We start from the raw sequence: 21,380 nt of genomic DNA on the forward strand, positions 1-21,380 counted from the left end.
CGTCTGCAGGGTCGCCGCGAGCGCCGCCCAGGCCCCGGACGATCGGGACCTTCGGCGCAGGGATCCGCCGGGACCCGCTCCTAGCGTGGGTGTCACGAGGTCGAGGACGCCCTCACCGCACACCGACGAGACGTGGGGAGCACCCCGTGAGCAGCACCACCGAGACCGGGACCGACACCGGCATCACCACCGCGATCGACGCGCTCGTCGCGGGCGCCACGAAGGCGCTCGCCGAGTACGCCCGGTTCACGCAGGAGGACGTCGACCACCTGGTCAAGAAGGCGTCCGTCGCTGCTCTCGACCAGCACGGCGAGCTCGCGGTCCTCGCGGTTCAGGAGACCGGTCGCGGCGTCTTCGAGGACAAGGCCGTCAAGAACATCTTCGCGTGCGAGCACGTCACCAACTCGATGTCCTCGCTCAAGACCGTCGGCGTCATCAGCACCGACGACATCACGGGCATCACCGAGATCGCCGAGCCGGTGGGCGTCATCTGCGGCGTCGTCCCCGTGACGAACCCGACGTCGACCGCGATCTTCAAGTCGCTCATCGCGCTCAAGACCCGCAACCCGATCATCTTCGCGTTCCACCCCGCCGCGCAGGCCTCCTCTGTCGCCGCCGCCCGCGTGGTGCGGGACGCCGCGGTCGCCGCCGGCGCCCCCGAGGACTGCATCCAGTGGGTCGAGACGCCGTCGCTCACCGCGACGAACACCCTCATGAACCACCCCGGCGTCGCGCTCATCCTCGCGACCGGCGGCAACGCGATGGTCCGCGCCGCCTACTCGTGCGGCAAGCCGGCCCTCGGCGTCGGCGCGGGCAACGTCCCCGCCTACATCGAGAAGACCGCGAAGCTCAAGCGCGCCGTGAACGACGTCGTGCTGAGCAAGGCGTTCGACAACGGCATGATCTGCGCCTCGGAGCAGGCCGTCATCATCGACGCCGAGATCTACGACGAGGCCATGGCCGAGTTCACGGTCCTGCACGCGTACCGCGCGAGCGCGAAGGAGAAGGCTCTCCTCGAGAAGTTCATCTTCGGCGTCGAGGCCAAGGGCACGAGCTGCGGCGAGGCGAAGCTCCACGCGCCCGTCGTCGGCCAGTCACCCCAGTGGATCGCCGCGCAGGCCGGGTTCTCCGTGCCGGCCGACACCTCGATCATCCTCGTCGAGGTCGGCGGCGTCGGCCCCGACGAGCCGCTGACGCGCGAGAAGCTGTGCCCCGTCCTCGCGGTCCTCAAGGCCACGACGACCGAGCAGGGCCTCACCTACGCCGAGCAGATGGTCGAGTTCGACGGCCTCGGCCACTCCGCCGCGATCCACACGCGCGACGAGGCCCTCATGGAGGAGTTCGGCACGCGCTGCAAGGCGGTCCGCATCATCACCAACGCACCGTCCTCGCTCGGCGGCATCGGTGACATCTACAACGCCTTTATCCCCTCGCTGACCCTCGGCTGCGGCTCGTACGGGCGCAACTCGGTCTCGAACAACGTCTCGGCGGTCAACCTCGTGAACATCAAGCGGATCGGCCGGCGCAACAACAACCTGCAGTGGTTCAAGGTCCCCGCGAAGACGTACTTCGAGCCGAACGCGATCCGCTACCTCACGGACATGCCCGACGTCGCGCGCGTCACGATCGTCACCGACGCGACCATGACGACCCTCGGCTTCGTCGACAAGATCATCGACGTCCTGAACCGCCGCCCCGGCAAGGTCGCGCTGCAGATCATCGACCAGGTCGAGCCCGAGCCGAGCGTCCGGACCGTCCAGGCCGGTGCCGCGCAGATGCGCCACTTCCGGCCCGACACGATCATCGCGCTCGGCGGCGGCTCGCCGATGGACGCCGCGAAGGTCATGTGGCTGCTGTACGAGCACCCCGAGATCACCTTCTCGGACCTCAAGCAGAAGTTCTTCGACGTCCGCAAGCGCGCCTTCAAGTTCCCGGTGCTCGGCGAGCTCGCGCAGCTCGTCTGCATCCCGACGACGTCGGGCACGGGCGCCGAGGTCACGCCGTTCGCGGTCATCTCCGACCCCGACGCGGGCAAGAAGTACCCGCTCGCCGACTACGCGCTGACCCCGTCGGTCGCGATCATCGACCCGGTCCTGACCGCGAAGATGCCGCGCTCGCTCGCCGCCGACTCGGGCTTCGACGCCCTGACGCACGCGACCGAGGCGTACGTGTCGGTCTACGCGAACGACTTCACCGACGGCATGGCGCTGCAGGCGATCCGCCTCATCTTCGACAACCTCGCGCAGAGCGTGAACGGCACGCCGGGCGCGCCCGAGACGGCCGACGCGCGGGAGAAGATGCACAACGCCGGGACGATCGCCGGGATGAGCTTCGGGAACGCGTTCCTGGGGATCGTGCACGCGATGGCCCACGTGATCGGCTCCACGCACCACCTGGTGCACGGACGCACGAACGCGACGCTCCTACCGCACGTGATCCGCTACAACGGCACCGTCCCGACTAAGCTCACGAGCTGGCCGAAGTACGAGCACTACGTCGCCCCCGAGCGCTTCCAGCAGATCGCGGCGATGCTCGGGCTCCCGGCGCAGACCCCGGAGCAGGGCGTCGAGTCCTACGCCCTGGCCGTCGAGGCGCTGCGCTCCAAGGTCGGCATCCCGGCGTCCTTCCAGGCGCAGGGCGTCGACGAGCAGGAGTTCCTGGGCCGCCTCGACGAGGTGGCGATGGGGGCCTACGAGGACCAGTGCGCACCCGCGAACCCGCGGATGCCGATGCTGGCCGACATGAAGGACCTGATGACTGCGGCCTACTACGGCACGTCGCTCGCCGACGTCCGAGGCCGCCGCGAGCAGCAGGGTGCGTGTGGTGACGCACCCCAGGAGGCCGTGACCTCGGCCGGGACGGACACGCCCGTCCCCGCCTGACCCCATCCTCGGGTCCGGCTGCTCGCCGCGGCGCCCCGTCCGCGCGGGCCCACCGGCCGCGCGGGCGGGGCGCCGCCATGCCCCACGCCCCGCCCCGTCCTGGCCCACCGGCCGGCCGGGGCGGGGCGGCGCGCTGTCCGAGGCGCGGCACACCGGCGGCAGGCAGGGGACATTCCGGGCACACTGGGGGCACCCGACCTGTGAGGAGCCACCCGTGCGCACGTCATCCCTCCGTCCCGGCCGCGCCGCTCGTGCCCTGCCCGTCCTGACGCTCGCGGGCGCGCTCGCGCTGACCGGCTGCGCCGAGGCGCAGGAGCTCACGAACCAGGCCGAGACCGCTGTGGACGACGCGAAGGCGGCGATCGACTCGTTCCAGGGCCAGATCGACGCGGCGCACGCGGAGGCGCAGGAGGTCCGCAACGCGATCACCGACGCGCAGGCCGAGGTCGGCAGGCTCGACGACCAGGCGGGCGCCGTGGTCGGCGAGGCGGTGACGGGGGCGAACTCGGCGGTCGACCAGGCACAGGCCGCGCTCGACGCGGCGTCCGCCGAGGGCGCCGAGGCGACGCAGGCCACGCGCGACGAGCTCGCTGCGGCCGAGGCCGCGCTCGCGGACGCCCGCACGCAGGTCGAGTCGGCGATCGACTCGACCGACACGAAGGCCGAGGTCACGCTCGAGACGCTCTCCGCCGAGGTCGAGAAGCTCCGCAACCAGATCGCGGGAGCCGTGGCGACGGACGGGTGAAATCCCCGCGCAGAGGCTGAACCCGCAGCCCGGTTGTTGTCTCACGCGGCACCGCTGCCGATCTTCTGGGCATGGAGACACAGGAGATGCCGCGCAGCACGCGGCGACGCCACGTCGAGTGGTGGGTCCTGTCGGCGTGGGGCTCGCTCGTGCTCGTCGTCGCCGCCGGCGTCACCGGCGCGGCCGGGATCGGCTGACCCCGACCGACCCCGGGCACGCAGCCCTATCCTCGTCGGGTCGCCCGCCGAGGACAGGAGCACCGATGCCGACCGACGAGGGACGCTGGCGCGCCGTCGCCCGCGCGACCGGGCTGCTGGACGCGGACGGCCGGGCGCGCGCCACCGTGTTCGCGGAGATGTCCGCGCTCGCGGTGCGCACCGGCGCGCTCAACCTGGGCCAGGGCTTCCCCGACGTCGACGGGCCGCCCTCGGTGGCCCGTGCGGCGCAGGACGCGATCGCGGCGGGCGTCAACCAGTACCCACCCGGCCCCGGCACCCCGGAGCTGCGCCACGCCGTCGCGGCGCACCAGGAGCGCCGCTACGGCCTCGCGCTGGACCCGGACCGCGAGGTGCTCGTGACGACGGGCGCCACCGAGGCGCTGGCCGCCGCGGTGCTCGCCCTGGCCGGCCCGGGCGACGAGGTGCTCACGCTCGAACCGTTCTACGACTCCTACGCCGCCGTGATCGCGCTCGCGGGCGCGACGCACACGACCGCGGCGCTGCGGGCCACGCCGGGCGGGTTCCGGCTCGACGAGGACGCGCTGCGCGCCGCGTTCAGCGACCGGACGCGCCTCGTCCTGGTCAACACCCCGCACAACCCGACGGGTGCGGTCCTCACGCGCGCCGAGCTCGAGGTCGTCGCGCGCCTCGCGACCGAGCACGACGCGCTCGTCGTGACCGACGAGGTGTACGAGCACCTCGTGTTCGACGACGCCGTGCACGTGCCCGTCGCGACGCTGCCCGGCATGGCCGAGCGCACCCTCACGATCTCCTCGGCGGGCAAGACGTTCTCGTTCACCGGCTGGAAGATCGGCTGGGTCAGCGGGCCCGCGCACCTCGTCGAGGCGGTCCGGACGGTCAAGCAGTTCCTCACGTACGTCTCGGGCGCGCCGTTCCAGCCCGCGGTCGCGCTCGCGCTCGGGCTCGAGGCCGGTGACGGGCCGGACGCCACCTGGGTGCGCGACCTCGCGGCGTCGCTCGCCGCGCGGCGGGACCTCCTGTGCGCGGGGCTCGCGTCCGCCGGGTTCGACGTCGTGCGTCCGCAGGGCACCTACTTCGTGGTCGCGGACGCCGCGGCGCTGATCGCCTCGGGTCGCGCGGGCGCCGACGTGTCCGACGGCGCGACCCTGTGCCGGCGGCTGCCGGAGCTCGCGGGGGTCGTCGCGGTGCCCGTGAGCGCGTTCGTGCACGGGGGCTCGGCGGCCGACGCCGCGCTGCGCACCTCGGTGCGGTTCACGTTCGTCAAGCGCGAGCCCGTGCTGCGCGAGGCGGTCGAGCGGCTCACGGCGTGGGGTGCGGCGCGCGGCTGAGGCCGTCGCCCACCCCGCCCGCCTCAGGTGCCCCAGCCGCCCGCGCGGTAGGCGGGCGTGCCGAGCGCGAGCACGACGAGCGCGAGCACCGCGGAGCCGGCCATCACGGCGGTCATCGCGAACGCGTCCCCGCCGAGCACGCCGACGAGCGGGCTGATCGTCCCCGAGATCCCGGCCTGCGACGAGCCGATGAACGCCGCGGCGGTCCCGGCGATCGCGCCGTGGCGCCCGAGCGCGAGCGCCGAGGCGTTGGGCGGCGTGAAGTTCACGAGCGCGAGCTGGATCCACAGCATCACGAGCAGGACGGGCAGCCCGCCGGCGCCGGTCGCCCCCACCGCGAAGAGCCCGAGCGAGAACACGACCGAGACCGGCAGCACCACGCGCAGGATCCGCACGGGCGCGTACCGGCGCACGAGCGCCGCGTTGACCTGCGCGCCCGCGACGAGTCCGACGCCGTTGACCGCGAACAGCAGCGCGAACTGGTGCGACGACAGCCCGTAGCCCTCCTGGAGCACGAACGGGGAGCCGACGACGTAGCTCATGAGCCCCGCGACCGACAGGCCGGGCAGGACCGCGAGCGCGAGGAAGTGCCGGTCGCGCAGCAGCGAGCGGTAGCCCGAGAGCGCCGCGCGCAGCCCGGGTCCGCGGCGCCGCTCGGCGGGCAGGGTCTCGGGCAGGCGTCGCCAGACGACGAACCACAGCAGCGTGCCGTAGATCGCGAGAGCGACGAAGACGGCTCGCCACCCCCACTCGCCCGCGATGAGGCCCCCGACGCTCGGGGCGAACAGCGGCGCGACGCCGATCACGAGCATGAGGCGGGACAGCAGCCGCGAGGCGTCCGAGCCGACGAAGCGGTCGCGGATCACCGCCATGGCGACCACCGAGGCCGACGCGTTGAAGAAGCCCTGCAGCACGCGCAGCGCGATGAGCGGGATGATCCCGGGCGCGACGGCGCACAGCAGCGAGGTGATGACGTGCAGCACGATCCCGACGAGCACGGGCGCGCGGCGTCCGAAACGGTCGGACGTCGGGCCGATGACGAGCTGCCCGACGGCGCCGCCGATGAGCATCCCGGTCATGGTGAGCTGGGCCGCGGTCGCCGACGTCCCGAGGTCGCGGGCGACGTCGGGCAGGGACGGCAGGTAGATGTCGGTCGAGATCGCGGGGAGCGCGGTCATCGAGCCGAGCAGCAGGACGTACTTCGCGTTGGGGCGGTACGGGGACGTGGGTTGCGGGCCGCCGGCACTCATCACGTCGATGGTCCCATCCCGTGCGTGCGGGAGCGAATCGATTCGATGCGCACCGTGGAGCGGAAGTCGACCACCTGGTCAGGCGGTGTTGCCGGCCCGCCGCCCCCTCAGCTCAGGCCGTGCGGCAGGTCGCGCGGCGACGGCGCGGCACCCTCGCCCGCCCGCAGCAGCACCGGGCGCACGACACCGAGCCCCTCGAGCTCGCGCTCGGGCTGCGACTCCGCGACGAACCGGTCGTCGCCCTCGAGCATCGCGGCGGTCCTGGGGTCCGTCAGGACGCTCGACGGGTCCGCGATGTCGGTCAGCCGGGCTGCGAGGTTCACGGGCTCGCCGAACACGTCCCCGAACCGGGACAGCAGCCGCCCCCACACGAAGCCGACGCGCACGGGCGTCACGCCGCGCGCCCCCTCGGCGAGACCGCCCGCGCCGCGCTCGCGCTCGATGTCGAGCTCGCCGCCCAGCACGCGCGCGAGCCCGAGCGCGACCTGGGCCCCGGTCGCGACGTCGTCGGCCACGAACAGCACGGCGTCCCCGATGGTCTTGACGACGCGCCCGCCGGCCGACGTCACCACGTCGCGCGCCGCGGTCTCGAAGCGCTGCACGAAGTCGGAGAGGTCGGTCGATCCCAGGCCCGCGGTCCGGCGCGTGAACGAGACCATGTCCGCGAAGCCGACCGCGCGCGCGAGCGGCAGCCCGTCGACGTCCGGCGGCGCGGTGCGCTGCTCGCCGAACTCGGCCGCGAGCCGCCCCGCGACCGCCGCGAGCTGACGCCGCCACGCGTGCACGAGCTGCTCCTCGAGCAGCGGCCCCAGCTCGGTGAGCCGGTCCAGCACGAGCAGGCGCGAGGTCGTGTCGTCGAGCGCGTACCGCGTCGCGAGGTCCTCCACGAGCGCCTCGACCTGCCACAGCGCGAGCCGGTCGGCCGTGTGCCCGAGCGCGCGCGTGAGCGACACCGCGGTGCGCAGGCTGACCCCGTGCTCACGCATGAGCCGGCTCATCCGGTCGAGCGCCTCGGCGTCCCGCTCGGTGAACACGACGTCGTCGGGCGCGGTGTGCGGGAGGCCCAGCGTCTGCCAGAAGAGCCGGATCCTGTCGAGGTCGGAGTCCGTCCGGGTCGCGAGGTCGCGCAGCGTGAGGGTGCGGGGGCCGCCGAGCAGGGCCTCGTCGAGGGACGCGAGGGTCGACGGGAGGTCGTGGCCGGCGCCCCTCTCGGGCCGCGTCTCGTCCGTCAGGTCAGCGCCGTCATCCACGCGGTCGAGCGTAGTTCACCGGGCTCTGCGGACGTGATGCACGTCACCCGCGAGCACCTGGTGCTCGGCGCCCGACGCGTCGACCACGACGAGCGCGCCCTCGCGGTCGAGGCGCTGTGCGGTGCCGGTGACCTCGCGCCCACCCGGGAGCTCGACGCGCACCTGGGTCCCGAGCGTCGCGCACACGGCGGAGACGTCCTCCACGAGGCCCGCGGCGTGCACGTCACCGCCGTGCTCCGACCAGCGCGCCGTGACCTCCGCGAGCGCGCTGACGAGTGCCACCAGCAGCATCTCCCGGTCGACGTCGCGGCCGCCCGCGAGCGCGAGCGACGTCGCGCTCGGCACGGGGAGCTCGCCGGGCGCCTGCGAGACGTTGATGCCGATGCCGACCACGACGGCCGACCCGGCGGGCGTCGTGACGAGCTCGGTGAGGATCCCGCCGACCTTGCGCAGCGGCCCCCAGCCGGCGAGGTCGGTGCCGTCGGGCGCGGGCACCATGACGTCGTTGGGCCACTTGAGCACCGCGGGCACCCCCACCGTGGCCCGCAGCGCGTTGACCGCGCCCAGGCCCGCGAGCAGCGGGAGCCACCCGTACGTCGTCAGGGGCGCGGCGGGGCGCAGCGCGAACGAGAGCATGAGCGCCGAGCGCGCCGGCGTCTCCCACGTGCGGCCCGCACGCCCCCGCCCGGAGTCCTGCGCCTCGGCGGCGAGCAGGCTCGGGTGCGGCCACGCCTCCGGGTCGGCGCGCAGCGCGGCGGCGAGGTCGACGTTGGTCGAGCCCGTCCGCTCGACGACGTCGAGCCGTGCGAGCGGCCCGGCCGGGGCGAGCAGGAGCTCACGGAGCACGTGCTCGCGCAGCGCCGGACGGTCGGGGGCGGTGTCCATGGGGACATCATCCACCGGTCGGTCGGGCGCGCAGCGGTCCCGCGCTTGTGGGGTTCGCACAACGCGCACCCCCAGACGCGTGCCGCCGACGAGCGCCGGTCCGGGGCGCCGGGCAACTAGCCTCTGTCGGGTGACCGACGCACCCGACGGGCCCGGAGCCCGGCCGACACCCACGACGAGCAGCACGGCCGCCAAGCTCGAGGACCTCTCGGCACGGCACCAGGCCGCCGTCGTGACGCCCGAGGAGAACGCCGCCGCGAAGCAGCACGCCCGCGGCAAGAAGACCGCCCGCGAGCGCATCGACGCCCTGCTCGACGAGGGCTCGTTCACCGAGCTCGACGCGTTCGTGCGGCACCGCTCGACCAACTTCGGGCTCGAGAAGAAGCGGATCGCCGGGGACGGTATCGTCGTCGGGCACGGGACGGTCGACGGCCGGCCGGTCGCGGTGTACTCGCAGGACTTCACGGTCTTCGGCGGGAGCCTCGGGGAGGTGCACGGCGAGAAGATCACCAAGGTCATGGACCTCGCCCTGCGCACGGGCGTCCCGCTCATCGGCATCAGCGACGGCGGAGGGGCGCGCATCCAGGAGGGCGTCGCCGGGCTGACCCAGTTCGCGGAGATCTTCCGCCGCAACGTCGCCGCGTCCGGCGTGATCCCCCAGATCAGCCTCATCCTCGGGCCGAGCGCGGGCGGCGCGGTCTACTCCCCCGCGCTGACGGACTTCATCGTCATGGCCGACGGCACCTCGAACATGTTCATCACCGGCCCGGACGTGATCCGCGCGGTGACGGGCGAGGACGTCGGCTTCGAGGAGCTCGGCGGCGCGACGACCCACAACACGAAGTCGGGCGTCGCGCACTACCTCGCCTCCGACGAGGACGACGCGATCGACTACGTGCGCTCGCTGCTGTCGTACCTGCCCCAGAACAACCTGACGGACCCGCCGACGTTCTCCCACGACGCCGACCTCGCGGTGAGCGACGAGGACGCCGAGCTCGACACGCTCGTGCCCGACTCCGACTCCCAGCCGTACGACATGCGCACCGTCGTCGAGCACGTGGTCGACGACGGCGTCCTGCTCGAGGTCCAGCCGCTCTACGCGCAGAACGTGCTCATCGGGTTCGGGCACGTTGAGGGCCACCCCGTCGGGATCGTCGCGAACCAGCCGCTGTCGATGGCCGGGACGCTCGACATCAACGCCGCCGAGAAGGCCGCGCGGTTCGTGCGCACGTGCGACGCCTTCAACATCCCGGTCCTGACCTTCGTCGACGTCCCCGGGTTCCTGCCCGGCACGGACCAGGAGTGGAACGGCATCATCCGCCGGGGCGCCAAGCTCATCTACGCGTACGCGGAGGCGACCGTCCCGCTCGTCACCGTCATCACCCGCAAGGCGTACGGTGGCGCGTACATCGTGATGGGCTCCAAGCAGCTGGGCGCGGACGTCAACCTCGCCTGGCCGACGGCGCAGATCGCGGTCATGGGCGCCGGAGGTGCGGTGAACATCCTCCAGCGCGGCGCGCTCAAGACCGTCGCCGACGCCGGCGGCGACGTCGAGGCGGAGCGGGCCCGGCTCACGCGCGAGTACGAGGAGGCCATCGTGAACCCCTGGGACGCCGCGGACCGCGGCTACGTCGACGCGGTCATCCCGCCGTCGCACACCCGCACCGAGATCGTGAAGGCCCTGCGCCTGCTGCGCACCAAGCGCGCGAGCCTGCCGCCCAAGAAGCACGGGAACATCCCGCTGTGAGCGGCGTCGAGGACCCCACGGGCACGGGCGGCGGCAGCGGGGGCGACAGCGCGTCGGGACCCCACGGGGACGCGCACGGCGACCACGACGGCCACGGGCACGAGGGGCACGACCACCCGGCGCACGGCCCGGACCCGCTGGGCGGCGTCGACGCGGCCGAGCTGCACGTCACGGTCGACGAGCTCACCGCGGTGCTGCACGAGTACATCGAGACGGCCGTGGGCGTGCGCGCGGAGTTCGGCGCGCACGAGGCCGATGAGGACCCCCGGATCCTCGCGATCGAGGCGCGCGTCTCGGGCCTGAACGCCGCGCTGTACGACCTCGTGCACGAGCGCCTCGGGCTGCACTCCGACCTCACCGGCATGACGTGGGACGACACCGACGAGGACGAGTCCGGCGCCGACGCCCCGCACGAGGTCGAGGAGGTCGAGACCTTCCACCTCGGCTTCGTCGTCGGGCCCCAGGCCGGCACGTCCGACCTGTCGATGGACTCGGTGCTCGGGATGGTCGACGACGCCGGCGAGCAGATCGCGCGCCGCCTCATGGAGTCGGGGTTCGAGGTGTCGGAGTGGGGGGCGTCGCGCGGCGCACCCGTGCTGTTCGACGACCACGAGGACGACGACGAGTGACCGACGCCCCCTCGCCCGGTGGCGCGTCGCCCGCCGACGCCCGACCCGACGCGCGACCCGACCCGGCACCCGCCGCGCGCCCGCACGTGCGCGTGGTGCGCGGGGCGCCCGACGACGTCGAGCTCGCGGCCCTCGTCGCCGGGCTGGTCGCGGCGGCGTCCGAGGCGGACACCACCGAGACCGCCCCGCGCAGCGCGTGGACGGACCGGGCCCGGGTGCTGCGCGGCAGCGTCGCCCCCGGCGCCGGGCCGGACGCGTGGCGCTGGAGCCTGCGCGGCTGACCGCGTCACGCGCCGACCGGGTCCGGTCCGCCGGGATCCGCGGACCCCGGCGGATCGGACGCGTCAGCGCCCGAGCGTGACCCACCTCCGGACCGCGAGCGCGAAGAACACCGCGGCCAGCACCGTCGGCCACACGACCGCCGCGAGCACGCTGTGCTCCGCGAGCCACCCGTCGCCCGCGACGCCGGGGTTGCCGAACAGCTCGCGGGCCGCGGCGACGGTCGCCGCCATCGGGTTGACCTGCGCGAGCGCGCCGAGCCACGCGGGCATCGTGCTGGTCGGCACGAACGCGTTGGACAAGAACGCGAACGGCCACACGATGATCGACACGGCCATGACGGAGCCGGGCCCGCGCGCGACGAGGCCGAGGTAGATCCCCATCCACAGGAACGCGAACCGCAGCAGGAGCAGGAGCGCGAGCGCGAGCGCGGCGCGCGCCGGACCCTCGTGCCAGCGCCAGCCCACGAGCAGGCCGACCCCGACCATGACCGCGAGGCCCACCACGGAGTTGAGCATGTCGGCGATGCAGCGTCCGAGGACGACGCCGGCGGACGACATGGGCATCGACCGGAACCGGTCGGTCACGCCCTTCTCCGCGTCGGTCGCGACCGCCGTCATGGTCGCCTCGAGCCCGAAGACCATCGTGAGCGCGAACATCCCGGGCATGAGGAACTCGAGGTAGCTGCCGCCGCCCTCGACGGCCATGCCGCCGCCGAGCAGGTACCCGAACATGACGACCATGAGCACGGGGAACAGCAGCCCGACGGCCAGCTGACCCGGCTGGCGCCGCCAGTGCTGCAGGTCGCGCAGCGCGATCGTCCAGCCGTCGACGAGCGCCCAGCGCAGCGCGGAGCCGGCCGGTGCGGGGGCGTGGACCGCCGGGGCGGTCAGGGTCGTGGTCATGCGGCCTCCTCGGTGGTGCGGGCGGTGCCGGAGCGGGCGGTGCCGGCGCCGGCGGTGCCCGTGCTCCCGGGGCCGGCGGCCGTGCCGGTGAGCGCGGCGTGGCCGGTCAGGCGCAGGTAGGCCTCGTCGAGCGTCGGGCGGCGCAGCCCGAGGTCGTCGACCGCGAGCCCCGCCTCGGTGAGCGCGGCGACGACCGCGGCGAGCGCGCCCATCCGGTCGGTCACGGGTGCGGTCACGCGGCGGGCGGCGACGTCGGTGTCCACGTCCCCCGGCGCCGCCCCGAGCGCCCGGCCGACGAGCCCCGCGGCGCGCACGAGGTCGGCGGTACGGGCGACCACGACGTCGATCCGGTCCCCGCCCGTCGCTGACTTGAGCGCGGCGGGCGTCCCGTCCGCGACCACCCGCCCGGCGTCGAGCACGCAGACGCGGTCCGCGAGGCGGTCGGCCTCGTCGAGGTACTGCGTCGTGAGCAGCACGGTCGTGCCGTCGCCGACGAGCGTGCGGACGGCGGCCCAGACGTCGAGCCGGCCCTGGGGGTCGAGGCCGGTGGTCGGCTCGTCGAGGAACAGCACGGGCGGGGCGAGCAGGAGGCTCGCGGCGAGGTCGAGGCGCCGGCGCATGCCGCCCGAGAAGTCGCGCACGGCCTTGTCGCCGGTCTCGGCGAGCCCGAACGCCTCGAGGAGCTCGCCTGCGCGCACGCGCGCCGTCCGGACGCCGAGGTGGTGCAGGCGGCCGAACATCACGAGGTTCTGCCGCGCGTCGAGCACCTCGTCGAGCGCGGCGCTCTGGCCGACGAGGCCGATGTGCCGGCGCACCTCGTGCGGTGCGCGCAGCACGTCGTGGCCGGCGACCTCGGCGGTGCCGGAGTCGGGGCGGAGCAGCGTGGTCAGGATGCGGACGGCGGTGGTCTTGCCGGCGCCGTTCGGACCGAGCAGCCCGAGGACGGACCCGGCGGGGACATCGAGGTCGACGCGGTCGAGCACGGTGCGTGGGCCGTAGCTCTTGGTGACGTGGTGCAGGCGGATGGCGGGCGGGGTCATGGCGGGCCTTTCCCGTATGCCGTACGGAGTTCGTTCGACCGACGTTAGCGTACGCTGTACGGAGTTGTCGAGCCCCGTGCCGCCCGACGGTCGGCGGTGCGGCGACCCCGTGCGGGAGGATGGCGGCATGGCGACCGAGTTCACGGGCACCGGCGACCCGGCCCGCAGCATGGAGCTGCTCTGGCGGGGCGATGACGAGCCACGACCGGCCCGCGGGCCCCGCGCCCGCCTCACGGTCGACGGGATCGTCGACGCCGCGATCGCGCTCGCCGACGCCGAGGGCCTCGCGACCCTCTCCATGCGCCGGGTCGCCGAGCAGCTGGGCGTCGGCGCGATGTCGCTCTACACGTACGTGCCCGGGAAGGGCGAGCTCATCGACCTCATGCTCGACCGCGCGCTCGGCGAGATGTACCCCGACGGCCCGCCGTCGCCGCAGGTCCCGTGGCGCGAGCGCCTCGAGCAGGTGGCCCGCGCCAACTGGGACTTCTACGTGCGCCACCCCTGGGCGCTGCACGTCGCGACCGGCCGCCCGCCGCTCGGGCCGCACATCATGGCCAAGTACGAGGTCGAGCTCCGTGCCGTCGACGGGACCGGGCTCGACGAGCTCGAGATGGACTCCGTCGTGACGCTGCTCAACGGCTTCGTCAACGGGACCGTGGGCGGCCTGCTCGAGAAGGGCGAGGCCGAGCGGACGACCGGGGTCACCGAGCAGCAGTGGTGGGACGCGACCGCCCCCTACGTCGACCGCGTCTTCGACGCCGAGCGCTACCCGACCGTCGCGCGCGTCGGACCGGTCGCGGGCGAGGCGCTGCAGTCCGCGTACGACCCGGACCACGCGTTCCACTTCGGGCTCGCGCGCCTGCTCGACGGGGTCGCCGCACTCATCGAGGAGCGCCGGGCCGCCGGGTAGGGTCGCTGCGTGAGCACGAACCAGCACCTCAGCAGCCGCCGCGAACCCACCCCGATCGACGCGATCGCCGACGCGCACGTCATGACGGTCGCGCGCCTCGACCCCGTCCTCGCGACCGAGATGGGCGTCGCGGGGTTCGACCACGAGATGACCGACCTGTCCCCCGCGGGCCACGCCGCGCGCGCCGACGCGACGCGGAGCACGCTCGTCGCGCTCGACGCGCACGCACCGGCCGACGCCGTCGACGAGGTCACGCTCTCCGCGATGCGCGAGCGGCTGGGCCTCGAGCTCGAGCTCGACGCGGCCGGCGAGAACCTCGCGAGCCTCAACAACATCGCCTCGCCCGTCCAGGGCCTGCGCGACGTCTTCGACAGCATGCCGACCGGCACCGTCGAGGCGTGGGAGAACGTCGCCGCCCGCCTCAACGCCGTCCCGGACTCGATGGCCGGCTACATCGAGTCGCTGCGCCTCGCCGCGTCGCAGGGGCACGTCGCCGCCGTCCGGCAGGTGCGCGAGGCCATCGAGCAGGCGACCGAGCTCGCCGACCCGTCGACGTCGTTCTTCACGACCTACGTCCAGGGGCCCGACGTCGCCGCTGCGCTCGACGAGTCCGCGTCGTGCTCGCTCGTGCGCGCCGAGCTCGAGCGCGGCGCCGCCGCCGCACGCGACGCGTACGCCCGGCTCACGACGTTCCTGCGCGACGAGCTCGCGCCGCAGGCGCCCGAGGCCGACGCCGCGGGCCGTGAGCGCTACGGGCTCTGGTCGCGCTACTTCCTCGGGGCGACGGTCGACCTCGAGGAGACCTACCAGTGGGGCCTCGAGGAGCTCGCGCGCGTCGTCGCCGAGCAGGAGGCCGTCGCCGCGCAGCTCGCCGGACCCGGCGCGACCGTCGAGCAGGCCGTCGCCGCGCTCGACGCCGACCCGAGCCGCACCCTGCGCGGCACGGACGCGCTGCGCGCCTGGATGCAGGAGACGTCGGACGGCGCGATCGCCGCGCTGAACGGCACGCACTTCGACATCCCCGAGCCGCTGCTCACGCTCGAGTGCCGCATCGCCCCCACGCAGAACGGCGGCATCTACTACACCGGGCCGAGCGACGACTTCACGCGGCCCGGGCGCATGTGGTGGTCGGTCCCGCCGTCGGTCACGACCTTCAACACCTGGCGCGAGAAGACCACGGTGTTCCACGAGGGCATCCCCGGCCACCACCTGCAGGTCGGCCAGGCCGTGTTCGAGCGCGCGACGCTCAACTCGTGGCGCCGGCTCGCGTGCTGGGTCTCCGGGCACGGCGAGGGCTGGGCGCTGTACGCCGAGCGCCTGATGGCCGACCTCGGCTTCATGGACGACCCGGGCGACCGCCTCGGCATGCTCGACGGCCAGCGCATGCGCGCCGCGCGCGTCGTGCTCGACATCGGCGTCCACCTCGGCCTGCCCGCGCCCGAGCGGTGGGGCGGCGGCACGTGGGACGCCGACAAGGCGTGGCACTTCCTGCTCGCGAACGTCAACATGCCGGAGGCGTTCATCCGCTTCGAGCTCAACCGCTACCTCGGCTGGCCCGGGCAGGCGCCGTCCTACAAGGTCGGTCAGCGGCTCTGGGAGCAGGCACGGGACGGCGCCGCGGCGTCCGCCCGGGCGCGCGGCGAGCAGTTCGACCTGCGTGAGTTCCACAAGCGCGCGCTCGCGCTCGGCGGCCTGCCGCTCGACGTGCTGCGGACCGCGCTGGTCTGAGCCGGACGTCGCTCACGGGCGTCCACCCGCAGGCGGTCCTGCGGGTGGACGCCTCGTCCGTCCCCGGGGGGAGCGGGCGCGCCGGGCCGGGGGTCCACGGACGGGCGCGCCGCCGGCCGGCGCGGCACGAGGCTGGTCGCGTGACCCCGACTCCTCCTGCCGCCGCCCCTCGCACGCCCGAGCGGGACGCGGCCGTCCGGACCGACAGCCGTCCGGACCCCGCACCGCCCGGCACCGCACCGTCCGCCGCGGACCCTGCCCGCCCCCGCATCGCCGCGCTCGACGTGATCCGCGGCCTCGCGCTGTGCGGCATCCTCGTGCCGAACTTCCTCACGGTCGCCCGGCACGGCTACGAGACGGATGCCGCCCCGCCCGCGACGCTCGCCGACGCGAGCGGCTGGATCGAGCTGCTCGCGCACCAGCGCTTCTTCCCGGTCTTCTCGCTGCTGTTCGGCATCGGGTTCACGCTGTTCCTCGAGTCCGCCACCCGGCGCGGGGCCCCGCACCCCCGGGTCCTGCTGCTCCGCCGGCTGCTGCTCCTGCTGCCGCTCGGCGTCGCGCACGCGTTCTGGCACCCCGGCGAGGCGCTGAGCCAGTACGCGGTGTTCGGCCTGCTCGTGCTGCTGCCGTCGTCGTGGCTCCCCCGCCGGCTCGTCGCCGCCGGCGGAGCGATCGGCGTGGTGCTCGCGCTGTGGCTCTTCGAGGGCGGGCTGCCGCTGATCCCGGGGCTGTTCCTCGTCGGCTCGGCGCTCGTGCGCTACGGCGTCGTCGAGCGCATGGCCCGCCCGACGCTGCGGGGCACCGCGCCGGCGTTCCTGCTGTTCGCCGTCCTCGCCGGCGTGGCGATCCCCTGGCACGTCGGCGAGATCACCGAGACGTGGTCGAGCCACTCGTCGGGCGTCACGGGGCTGCTCCTGGCCGGCGCGTACGTCACCGGGACGCTCGTGCTGCTCGCGACGCCCGCCCGGTCGGTGCTGACCGCCGCGCTCGCGCCGCTCGGGCGCATGGCGCTCACGAACTACGTGATCGCGACGTTCCTGATGATCGGCGCGGGCCACGTGCTCGATCTCCCGCACACCGACGCGCACACCGGCCTGCTTCTGGCCGCGCTCGCGATCCTCGTCGCGCAGTGGGTGTTCTCCACGCTGTGGCTGCGCCACCACCGCCAGGGTCCGCTCGAGTGGCTGTGGCGCCGGGGAACGTGGTGGGGCTCGGAGCGCGGCTGACGACCGCCCTGCCGCTCGGTCAGGCGAACAGCGCGGCGCCGTGCTTCAGGACGACCAGCGCGGCGAGCAGGATGAGCCAGGCGATGATCACGATGACGTCGTTGTCGGCGTCGACGAACTCCTTGGCCCAGCGCTGCACGCCGCGGGGCAGGTACAGGTTGTCCTCGCGGATGTTGTAGTGCAGCAGCGACGCGAACACGAGCGTCGTCGAGATCGTCACGAGCATGCACCAGGGGCACAGCGCGCCGATGACCATGAGCGACTGCTGGAACAGCCAGTACGCGAAGATCACGCCGATCAGGTAGACGACCTGCGCGGAGAACATGAACCAGCGCGGGAACCGGACGCCCCCGAGCGCCGCCACGGCGATCGTGATGACCACCGGCTCGGCGATCAGGCCGAGGAACGCGTTGGGGAAGCCCAGGAGGCTCGCCTGCCACGAGTTCGCCACCGTCGCGCAGCTGATCACCGCGTTGATGTCGCAGCCCAGCACCGCGTCGGAGTCCTTGGCGAGCGTGATCGCCTCGGCCGAGAGCACGAGCGACGCCGTGAGGCTCAGCAGCGCCGAGAAGAGCATCGTGCCGAAGATCCAGCCGCGCGAGTGCCGCGCCTCCCGCAGGCGGGCGCCCGCCGTCTGCGGGCTGGGGTCGAGAACGTCGGTCATGGCAGCAAGGGTCCTCTGGGTCCGTCGAGGCTCGAGCCGGTCGCGGCGGTGCGTCGGTGAGCAGGTGTCCCGCCGATCATCGCCCACCGCGGGCGCGCAGGTCGAGAATCGAAGGTCCCAGGGCCCGCGTCGGGGCAGATTCACAGGAAACGTCCGGTCCGGCGCCCGCGGCGGCGTCCGGTCCGGCGTCCGGTCCGGCGCCCGGGCGGCGTCCGGTCCGGCGTCGCCGCCGGCGCGTCGGTAGGCTCGCACGCCGTGACCCGACTGCTCCTCGCCTCCGCCTCCCCCGCCCGCCGCGCGACGCTCGTCGCCGCCGGGATCGACCCGCTCGTCGCCGTCTCCTCGGTCGACGAGGAGGCGACGCTCGCCGCCGCACGCGAGCGGTTCGGCGACCTCGAGCCCGCCGACGCGGTGCTCGTGCTGGCGCAGGCCAAGGTCGAGGACGTCGCCCGGACGCTCGCCGCGGCCCCCGCCGCCGGGGACGCCGGTGCGGCGGCGGACGACGAGCCGGACGACGACCTGCTGCTGCTCGGCTGCGACTCGATGCTCGAGCTCGACGGCGAGATCTTCGGCAAGCCCGCGAGCGCCGAGGAGGCCGTCGCGCGCTGGCGGGCGATGCGGGGGCGCAGCGGCGTGCTGCACACCGGGCACTGGCTCGTCGACGACCGGCCGGGCGCGGCGGACGGCGGCCGCGGCACCGGCGGCACGCTCGGGGCGACGTCCTCGACTGTCGTGCACTTCGCCGACCTCACCGACGCCGAGATCGACGCGTACGTGGCGACGGGCGAGCCGCTCGCGGTCGCGGGCGCGTTCACGGTCGACGGCCTCGGCGGCGCGTTCGTGACCGGCATCGAGGGCGACCACCACGGCGTCGTCGGGCTGAGCCTGCCGCTGCTGCGCGAGCTGCTCGGCGAGGTCGGGGTCACGCTGCCGGAGCTCTGGCGGACGACGCCGGCGCGCTGACCGCCGTCCCGCGCGTTGTCCCCACCGGACAACCGCGCGGCCCACGACCGGACATCGTCGGCGCGCCGTTGGAGGAGTCCTACAAGACCGGTCCGCGCTCGATGGCCACTTCCCCAATCTTCGGTCGCTCCGGCGCAGCAGGTGGGACCTGCGACCCTGGCCACGTTACGGTGAGCCGTGCCCCCCATCTCGAAGGTCCTCGTCGCCAACCGCGGCGAGATCGCCGTCCGCATCGCCCGGGCCTGCCGCGACGCCGGCATCGGCTCCGTCGCCGTCTACGCCGACCCCGACCGTGAGGCGCTGCACGTGCGCTCCGCCGACGAGGCGTACGCGCTCGAGGGTGCCCGCGCCCAGGAGACGTACCTCGACATGGGCAAGCTGCTCGACGTCGCGCGGCGCTCCGGCGCGGACGCGGTGCACCCCGGGTACGGGTTCCTCGCCGAGAACGCCGACTTCGCGCGTGCCGTGATCGACGCCGGCCTGACGTGGATCGGCCCGCCGCCGTCGGCCATCGAGCAGCTCGGCGACAAGGTCAGCGCCCGGCACATCGCCCAGCGCGCCGGTGCGCCGCTCGTGGCCGGCACGCCCGAGCCGGTGCTCGACGTCCGCGAGATCCACGCGTTCGCCGCGGAGCACGGGCTGCCCGTCGCCATCAAGGCCGCGTTCGGCGGCGGTGGTCGCGGCCTCAAGGTCGCGCGCGAGGCCGACGAGATCGACGAGCTGTTCGACTCCGCGGTCCGCGAGGCCACCGCGGCGTTCGGGCGCGGTGAGTGCTTCGTCGAGCGCTACCTGGACCGCCCCCGCCACGTCGAGACCCAGTGCCTCGCCGACGCGCACGGCACCGTCGTCGTGGTCTCGACCCGCGACTGCTCGCTGCAGCGCCGCCACCAGAAGCTCGTCGAGGAGGCGCCCGCGCCGTTCCTGTCCGACGAGCAGAACGCCGAGCTCGTCCGCGCCTCGGTCGCGATCCTGCGCGAGGCCGGCTACGTCGGCGCCGGGACGTGCGAGTTCCTCGTCGGCGCCGACGGCACGGTCAGCTTCCTCGAGGTCAACACCCGGCTCCAGGTCGAGCACCCGGTGACCGAGGAGGTCAGCGGCATCGACCTGGTGCGCGAGCAGCTGCGCATCGCGGCGGGCGAGCCGCTGGGCTACGACTCGGTGGCCACGCGCGGGCACTCGATCGAGTTCCGCATCAACGGCGAGGACCCGGCCGCCGGGTTCCTGCCCGCGCCGGGTCGCATCACGACGCTGCGCCTCCCCGCCGGACCGGGCGTGCGCGTCGACTCGGGCGTCGTCGAGGGCGACACCGTCTCGGGCGCGTTCGACTCGATGATCGCCAAGCTCATCGTCACGGGAGCCACGCGCCGCCAGGCCGTCGAGCGGGCCCGCCGGGCGCTCGCCGAGCTCGAGGTGGTCGGGATCCCGACGGTCGTGCCGTTCCACCGCGCGGTGCTCGAGGAGGACGCGTTCGTCCCCGCGGACCCGCAGGCGGCGTTCCGGGTGCACACGCGCTGGATCGAGACCGAGTTCGCGGACCGGCTGCCCGGGCTCGCGGGTGCTCCGGTGGCCCCCGTCGGGACCCGCCCCGCCGAGCCCGAGGAGCCCGAGTCGTTCGAGCGCGTCGTCGTCGAGGTCGGCGGCAAGCGGCTCGAGGTCGTCCTGCCGTCGGCGCTCGCGCTCGGCGGCGGCCGGGGCCGGCCCAACGGGTCCGCGCGCCGACCGGTCCGGCGCGCGCCGTCGCGGGCGACCGCGAGCGCCGGCGGGGTCACGCTCGCCTCGCCGATGCAGGGCACGATCGTCAAGGTCGCGGTCGAGGACGGCGCCCAGGTGGCCGAGGGCGACCTCGTCGTCGTGCTCGAGGCCATGAAGATGGAGCAGCCGCTCGTCGCGCACCGCGCGGGCACCGTGACCGGGCTCGCCGCCGGGGTCGGGTCGAGCGTGAGCGCGGGCACCGCGATCTGCGACATCGTCGGCTGACGGGCCACGGGCCGACGGCGTGACGGAGCACGTTCCGCACCACCACCGCCCGCCGGGCGACGGCTGGGTCGAGTGCGCGTGCGGGCGGCGGCACTGGGGGCTGCTGGGCGCGGCCGGGCTGCTGCTCGGACGCTGGGACGCCGGGTCGGGCGCGCTCGACGCCGTCGTGCTGCAGCACCGCGCGCTCTGGAGCGACCACGGGGGCACGTGGGGGCTGCCCGGCGGAGCGCGCGCGCCCGGGGAGTCCGCGGCCGACGCGGCGCTGCGGGAGGCCCGTGAGGAGGCCGGCGTGCCCGCGCGCGCGGTCCGGGTGCTCGGGACGCAGGTGCTCGACCACGGGACCTGGAGCTACACGACCGTGCTCGCCGAGGCCGTCACCGCGTTCGAGCCGGCCGTGACCGACGCCGAGAGCCTCGAGGTGCGGTGGGTGGCCACCGCGGAGGTCGACGCCCTGCCGCTGCTGCCGGCGTTCGCCGACGCGTGGCCGGCCCTGCGCGCGCGTCTGGCGGCGGCCCGGGCGGCGTGACCGCCGCTCGGCGCGCCGCCCGCTCCGGCGACGGCGAGCACGGACGACGGCCCGGTCGACGGCGGTCCACGGTGCTCGACGGCGGCACCGGAACCGGGTGACCGCTCTCACGCCCCCGTCCGCGAGACGCCTCCCGCACGACGCGCGCGGTGCAGTACATTCCCCACGGTAGGTAAGGCATCCCTCACCTGCCGACATCCACAGCCACCCACCGACACCCCCGGACGCGGGGACGGCCGGTCCTGG

General features: G+C 74.4%; 19 protein-coding genes. 13 read left to right on the plus strand and 6 right to left on the minus strand.

Annotated features, from left to right (window positions below; genetic code table 11):
• Positions 1 to 146 precede the first annotated feature (146 nt).
• From adhE to NXY84_RS15345, 4 genes are all read left to right on the plus strand, one after another.
• Positions 147 to 2,882: a bifunctional acetaldehyde-CoA/alcohol dehydrogenase gene (adhE, locus tag NXY84_RS15330; protein WP_258723919.1), complete on the plus strand. Its 2,736-nt coding sequence runs from the start codon at positions 147 to 149 to the stop codon at positions 2,880 to 2,882.
• A gap of 214 nt (positions 2,883 to 3,096) precedes the next feature.
• Positions 3,097 to 3,627, plus strand: coding sequence for a hypothetical protein (locus tag NXY84_RS15335; protein ID WP_258723920.1), 531 nt, complete (start codon positions 3,097 to 3,099; stop codon positions 3,625 to 3,627).
• 71 nt (positions 3,628 to 3,698) lie between these two features.
• Complete coding sequence (locus NXY84_RS15340; protein WP_141372749.1) at positions 3,699 to 3,824, plus strand: molybdopterin oxidoreductase; 126 nt, start codon at positions 3,699 to 3,701, stop codon at positions 3,822 to 3,824.
• Positions 3,825 to 3,889: 65 nt separating this feature from the next.
• On the plus strand, positions 3,890 to 5,155 hold the full coding sequence (locus NXY84_RS15345) for a pyridoxal phosphate-dependent aminotransferase (protein WP_258723921.1): 1,266 nt from the start codon (positions 3,890 to 3,892) through the stop codon (positions 5,153 to 5,155).
• Positions 5,156 to 5,178: 23 nt separating this feature from the next.
• On the opposite strand, the gene NXY84_RS15350 is transcribed toward NXY84_RS15345, so the two are convergent.
• From NXY84_RS15350 to NXY84_RS15360, 3 genes are all read right to left on the minus strand, one after another.
• The gene (locus NXY84_RS15350) at positions 5,179 to 6,405 is read right to left on the minus strand and encodes a multidrug effflux MFS transporter (RefSeq protein ID WP_258723922.1); all 1,227 of its coding nucleotides are present in this window, start codon (positions 6,403 to 6,405) and stop codon (positions 5,179 to 5,181) included.
• 107 nt (positions 6,406 to 6,512) lie between these two features.
• Complete coding sequence (locus NXY84_RS15355; protein WP_258723923.1) at positions 6,513 to 7,655, minus strand: adenylate/guanylate cyclase domain-containing protein; 1,143 nt, start codon at positions 7,653 to 7,655, stop codon at positions 6,513 to 6,515.
• A gap of 15 nt (positions 7,656 to 7,670) precedes the next feature.
• Positions 7,671 to 8,540, minus strand: coding sequence for a biotin--[acetyl-CoA-carboxylase] ligase (locus NXY84_RS15360; RefSeq protein ID WP_258723924.1), 870 nt, complete (start codon positions 8,538 to 8,540; stop codon positions 7,671 to 7,673).
• Between the two features lie 130 nt (positions 8,541 to 8,670).
• Between NXY84_RS15360 and NXY84_RS15365 the strand changes: the two genes are divergently transcribed.
• From NXY84_RS15365 to NXY84_RS15375, 3 genes are read left to right on the plus strand one after another with little or no spacing between them, the layout of a single operon-like run.
• The gene (locus NXY84_RS15365; protein WP_258723925.1) at positions 8,671 to 10,287 is read left to right on the plus strand and encodes an acyl-CoA carboxylase subunit beta; all 1,617 of its coding nucleotides are present in this window, start codon (positions 8,671 to 8,673) and stop codon (positions 10,285 to 10,287) included.
• Positions 10,284 to 10,916, plus strand: a complete 633-nt coding sequence (locus NXY84_RS15370) for a hypothetical protein (protein WP_258723926.1) — start codon at positions 10,284 to 10,286, stop codon at positions 10,914 to 10,916. The genes NXY84_RS15365 and NXY84_RS15370 overlap by 4 nt, the downstream gene beginning before the upstream one ends.
• Positions 10,913 to 11,197 (plus strand): acyl-CoA carboxylase epsilon subunit, encoded by a 285-nt coding sequence (locus NXY84_RS15375; RefSeq protein ID WP_258723927.1) that lies wholly within the window; start codon positions 10,913 to 10,915, stop codon positions 11,195 to 11,197. Before NXY84_RS15370 ends, NXY84_RS15375 begins: the two co-directional genes overlap by 4 nt.
• Before the next feature lie 63 nt (positions 11,198 to 11,260).
• Here NXY84_RS15375 and NXY84_RS15380 read toward each other — a convergent pair whose 3' ends face one another.
• The gene (locus tag NXY84_RS15380) at positions 11,261 to 12,100 is read right to left on the minus strand and encodes an ABC transporter permease (RefSeq protein WP_258723928.1); all 840 of its coding nucleotides are present in this window, start codon (positions 12,098 to 12,100) and stop codon (positions 11,261 to 11,263) included.
• Positions 12,097 to 13,140 (minus strand): ABC transporter ATP-binding protein, encoded by a 1,044-nt coding sequence (locus NXY84_RS15385; RefSeq protein WP_258723929.1) that lies wholly within the window; start codon positions 13,138 to 13,140, stop codon positions 12,097 to 12,099. Before NXY84_RS15385 ends, NXY84_RS15380 begins: the two co-directional genes overlap by 4 nt.
• A gap of 127 nt (positions 13,141 to 13,267) precedes the next feature.
• On the opposite strand from NXY84_RS15385, the gene NXY84_RS15390 reads away from it, so the two are divergent.
• The 3 genes from NXY84_RS15390 (at position 13,268) to NXY84_RS15400 (ending at position 17,004) form a co-directional block, all read left to right on the plus strand.
• Complete coding sequence (locus NXY84_RS15390; protein ID WP_258723930.1) at positions 13,268 to 14,050, plus strand: TetR/AcrR family transcriptional regulator; 783 nt, start codon at positions 13,268 to 13,270, stop codon at positions 14,048 to 14,050.
• An 81-nt stretch (positions 14,051 to 14,131) separates the two neighbouring features.
• On the plus strand, positions 14,132 to 15,778 hold the full coding sequence (locus NXY84_RS15395) for a DUF885 domain-containing protein (protein ID WP_258727236.1): 1,647 nt from the start codon (positions 14,132 to 14,134) through the stop codon (positions 15,776 to 15,778).
• A 140-nt stretch (positions 15,779 to 15,918) separates the two neighbouring features.
• A complete protein-coding gene (locus NXY84_RS15400; RefSeq protein WP_258723931.1) occupies positions 15,919 to 17,004 on the plus strand; it encodes a DUF418 domain-containing protein in 1,086 nt (361 codons plus the stop codon).
• A 19-nt stretch (positions 17,005 to 17,023) separates the two neighbouring features.
• On the opposite strand, the gene NXY84_RS15405 is transcribed toward NXY84_RS15400, so the two are convergent.
• Complete coding sequence (locus NXY84_RS15405; RefSeq protein WP_258723932.1) at positions 17,024 to 17,668, minus strand: vitamin K epoxide reductase family protein; 645 nt, start codon at positions 17,666 to 17,668, stop codon at positions 17,024 to 17,026.
• A gap of 255 nt (positions 17,669 to 17,923) precedes the next feature.
• On the opposite strand from NXY84_RS15405, the gene NXY84_RS15410 reads away from it, so the two are divergent.
• The 3 genes from NXY84_RS15410 (at position 17,924) to NXY84_RS15420 (ending at position 21,134) form a co-directional block, all read left to right on the plus strand.
• Positions 17,924 to 18,631 carry a Maf family protein gene (locus NXY84_RS15410; RefSeq protein ID WP_258723933.1) on the plus strand — a complete coding sequence of 236 codons (708 nt, stop codon included), beginning with the start codon at positions 17,924 to 17,926 and terminating at the stop codon, positions 18,629 to 18,631.
• A gap of 177 nt (positions 18,632 to 18,808) precedes the next feature.
• Positions 18,809 to 20,608, plus strand: a complete 1,800-nt coding sequence (locus NXY84_RS15415) for an acetyl/propionyl/methylcrotonyl-CoA carboxylase subunit alpha (protein WP_258723934.1) — start codon at positions 18,809 to 18,811, stop codon at positions 20,606 to 20,608.
• Between the two features lie 19 nt (positions 20,609 to 20,627).
• A complete protein-coding gene (locus tag NXY84_RS15420; protein WP_258723935.1) occupies positions 20,628 to 21,134 on the plus strand; it encodes an NUDIX domain-containing protein in 507 nt (168 codons plus the stop codon).
• The last annotated feature ends 246 nt before the right edge of the window (positions 21,135 to 21,380 follow it).

It is taken from the genome of Cellulomonas sp. NS3 (assembly GCF_024757985.1).
Lineage (GTDB): Bacteria > Actinomycetota > Actinomycetes > Actinomycetales > Cellulomonadaceae > Cellulomonas_A.

Bases quoted from the DNA above. Each gene is read 5' to 3' on its own strand.
- NXY84_RS15340 (WP_141372749.1), top strand. From the start codon at position 3,699: ATGGAGACACAGGAGATGCCGCGCAGCACGCGGCGACGCCACGTCGAG.
- NXY84_RS15345 (WP_258723921.1), top strand. From the start codon at position 3,890: ATGCCGACCGACGAGGGACGCTGGCGCGCCGTCGCCCGCGCGACCGGG.
- NXY84_RS15350 (WP_258723922.1), bottom strand. From the start codon at position 6,405: ATGAGTGCCGGCGGCCCGCAACCCACGTCCCCGTACCGCCCCAACGCG.
- NXY84_RS15360 (WP_258723924.1), bottom strand. From the start codon at position 8,540: ATGGACACCGCCCCCGACCGTCCGGCGCTGCGCGAGCACGTGCTCCGT.
- NXY84_RS15380 (WP_258723928.1), bottom strand. From the start codon at position 12,100: ATGACCACGACCCTGACCGCCCCGGCGGTCCACGCCCCCGCACCGGCC.
- NXY84_RS15385 (WP_258723929.1), bottom strand. From the start codon at position 13,140: ATGACCCCGCCCGCCATCCGCCTGCACCACGTCACCAAGAGCTACGGC.
- NXY84_RS15390 (WP_258723930.1), top strand. From the start codon at position 13,268: ATGGCGACCGAGTTCACGGGCACCGGCGACCCGGCCCGCAGCATGGAG.
- NXY84_RS15395 (WP_258727236.1), top strand. From the start codon at position 14,132: ATGACGGTCGCGCGCCTCGACCCCGTCCTCGCGACCGAGATGGGCGTC.
- NXY84_RS15405 (WP_258723932.1), bottom strand. From the start codon at position 17,668: ATGACCGACGTTCTCGACCCCAGCCCGCAGACGGCGGGCGCCCGCCTG.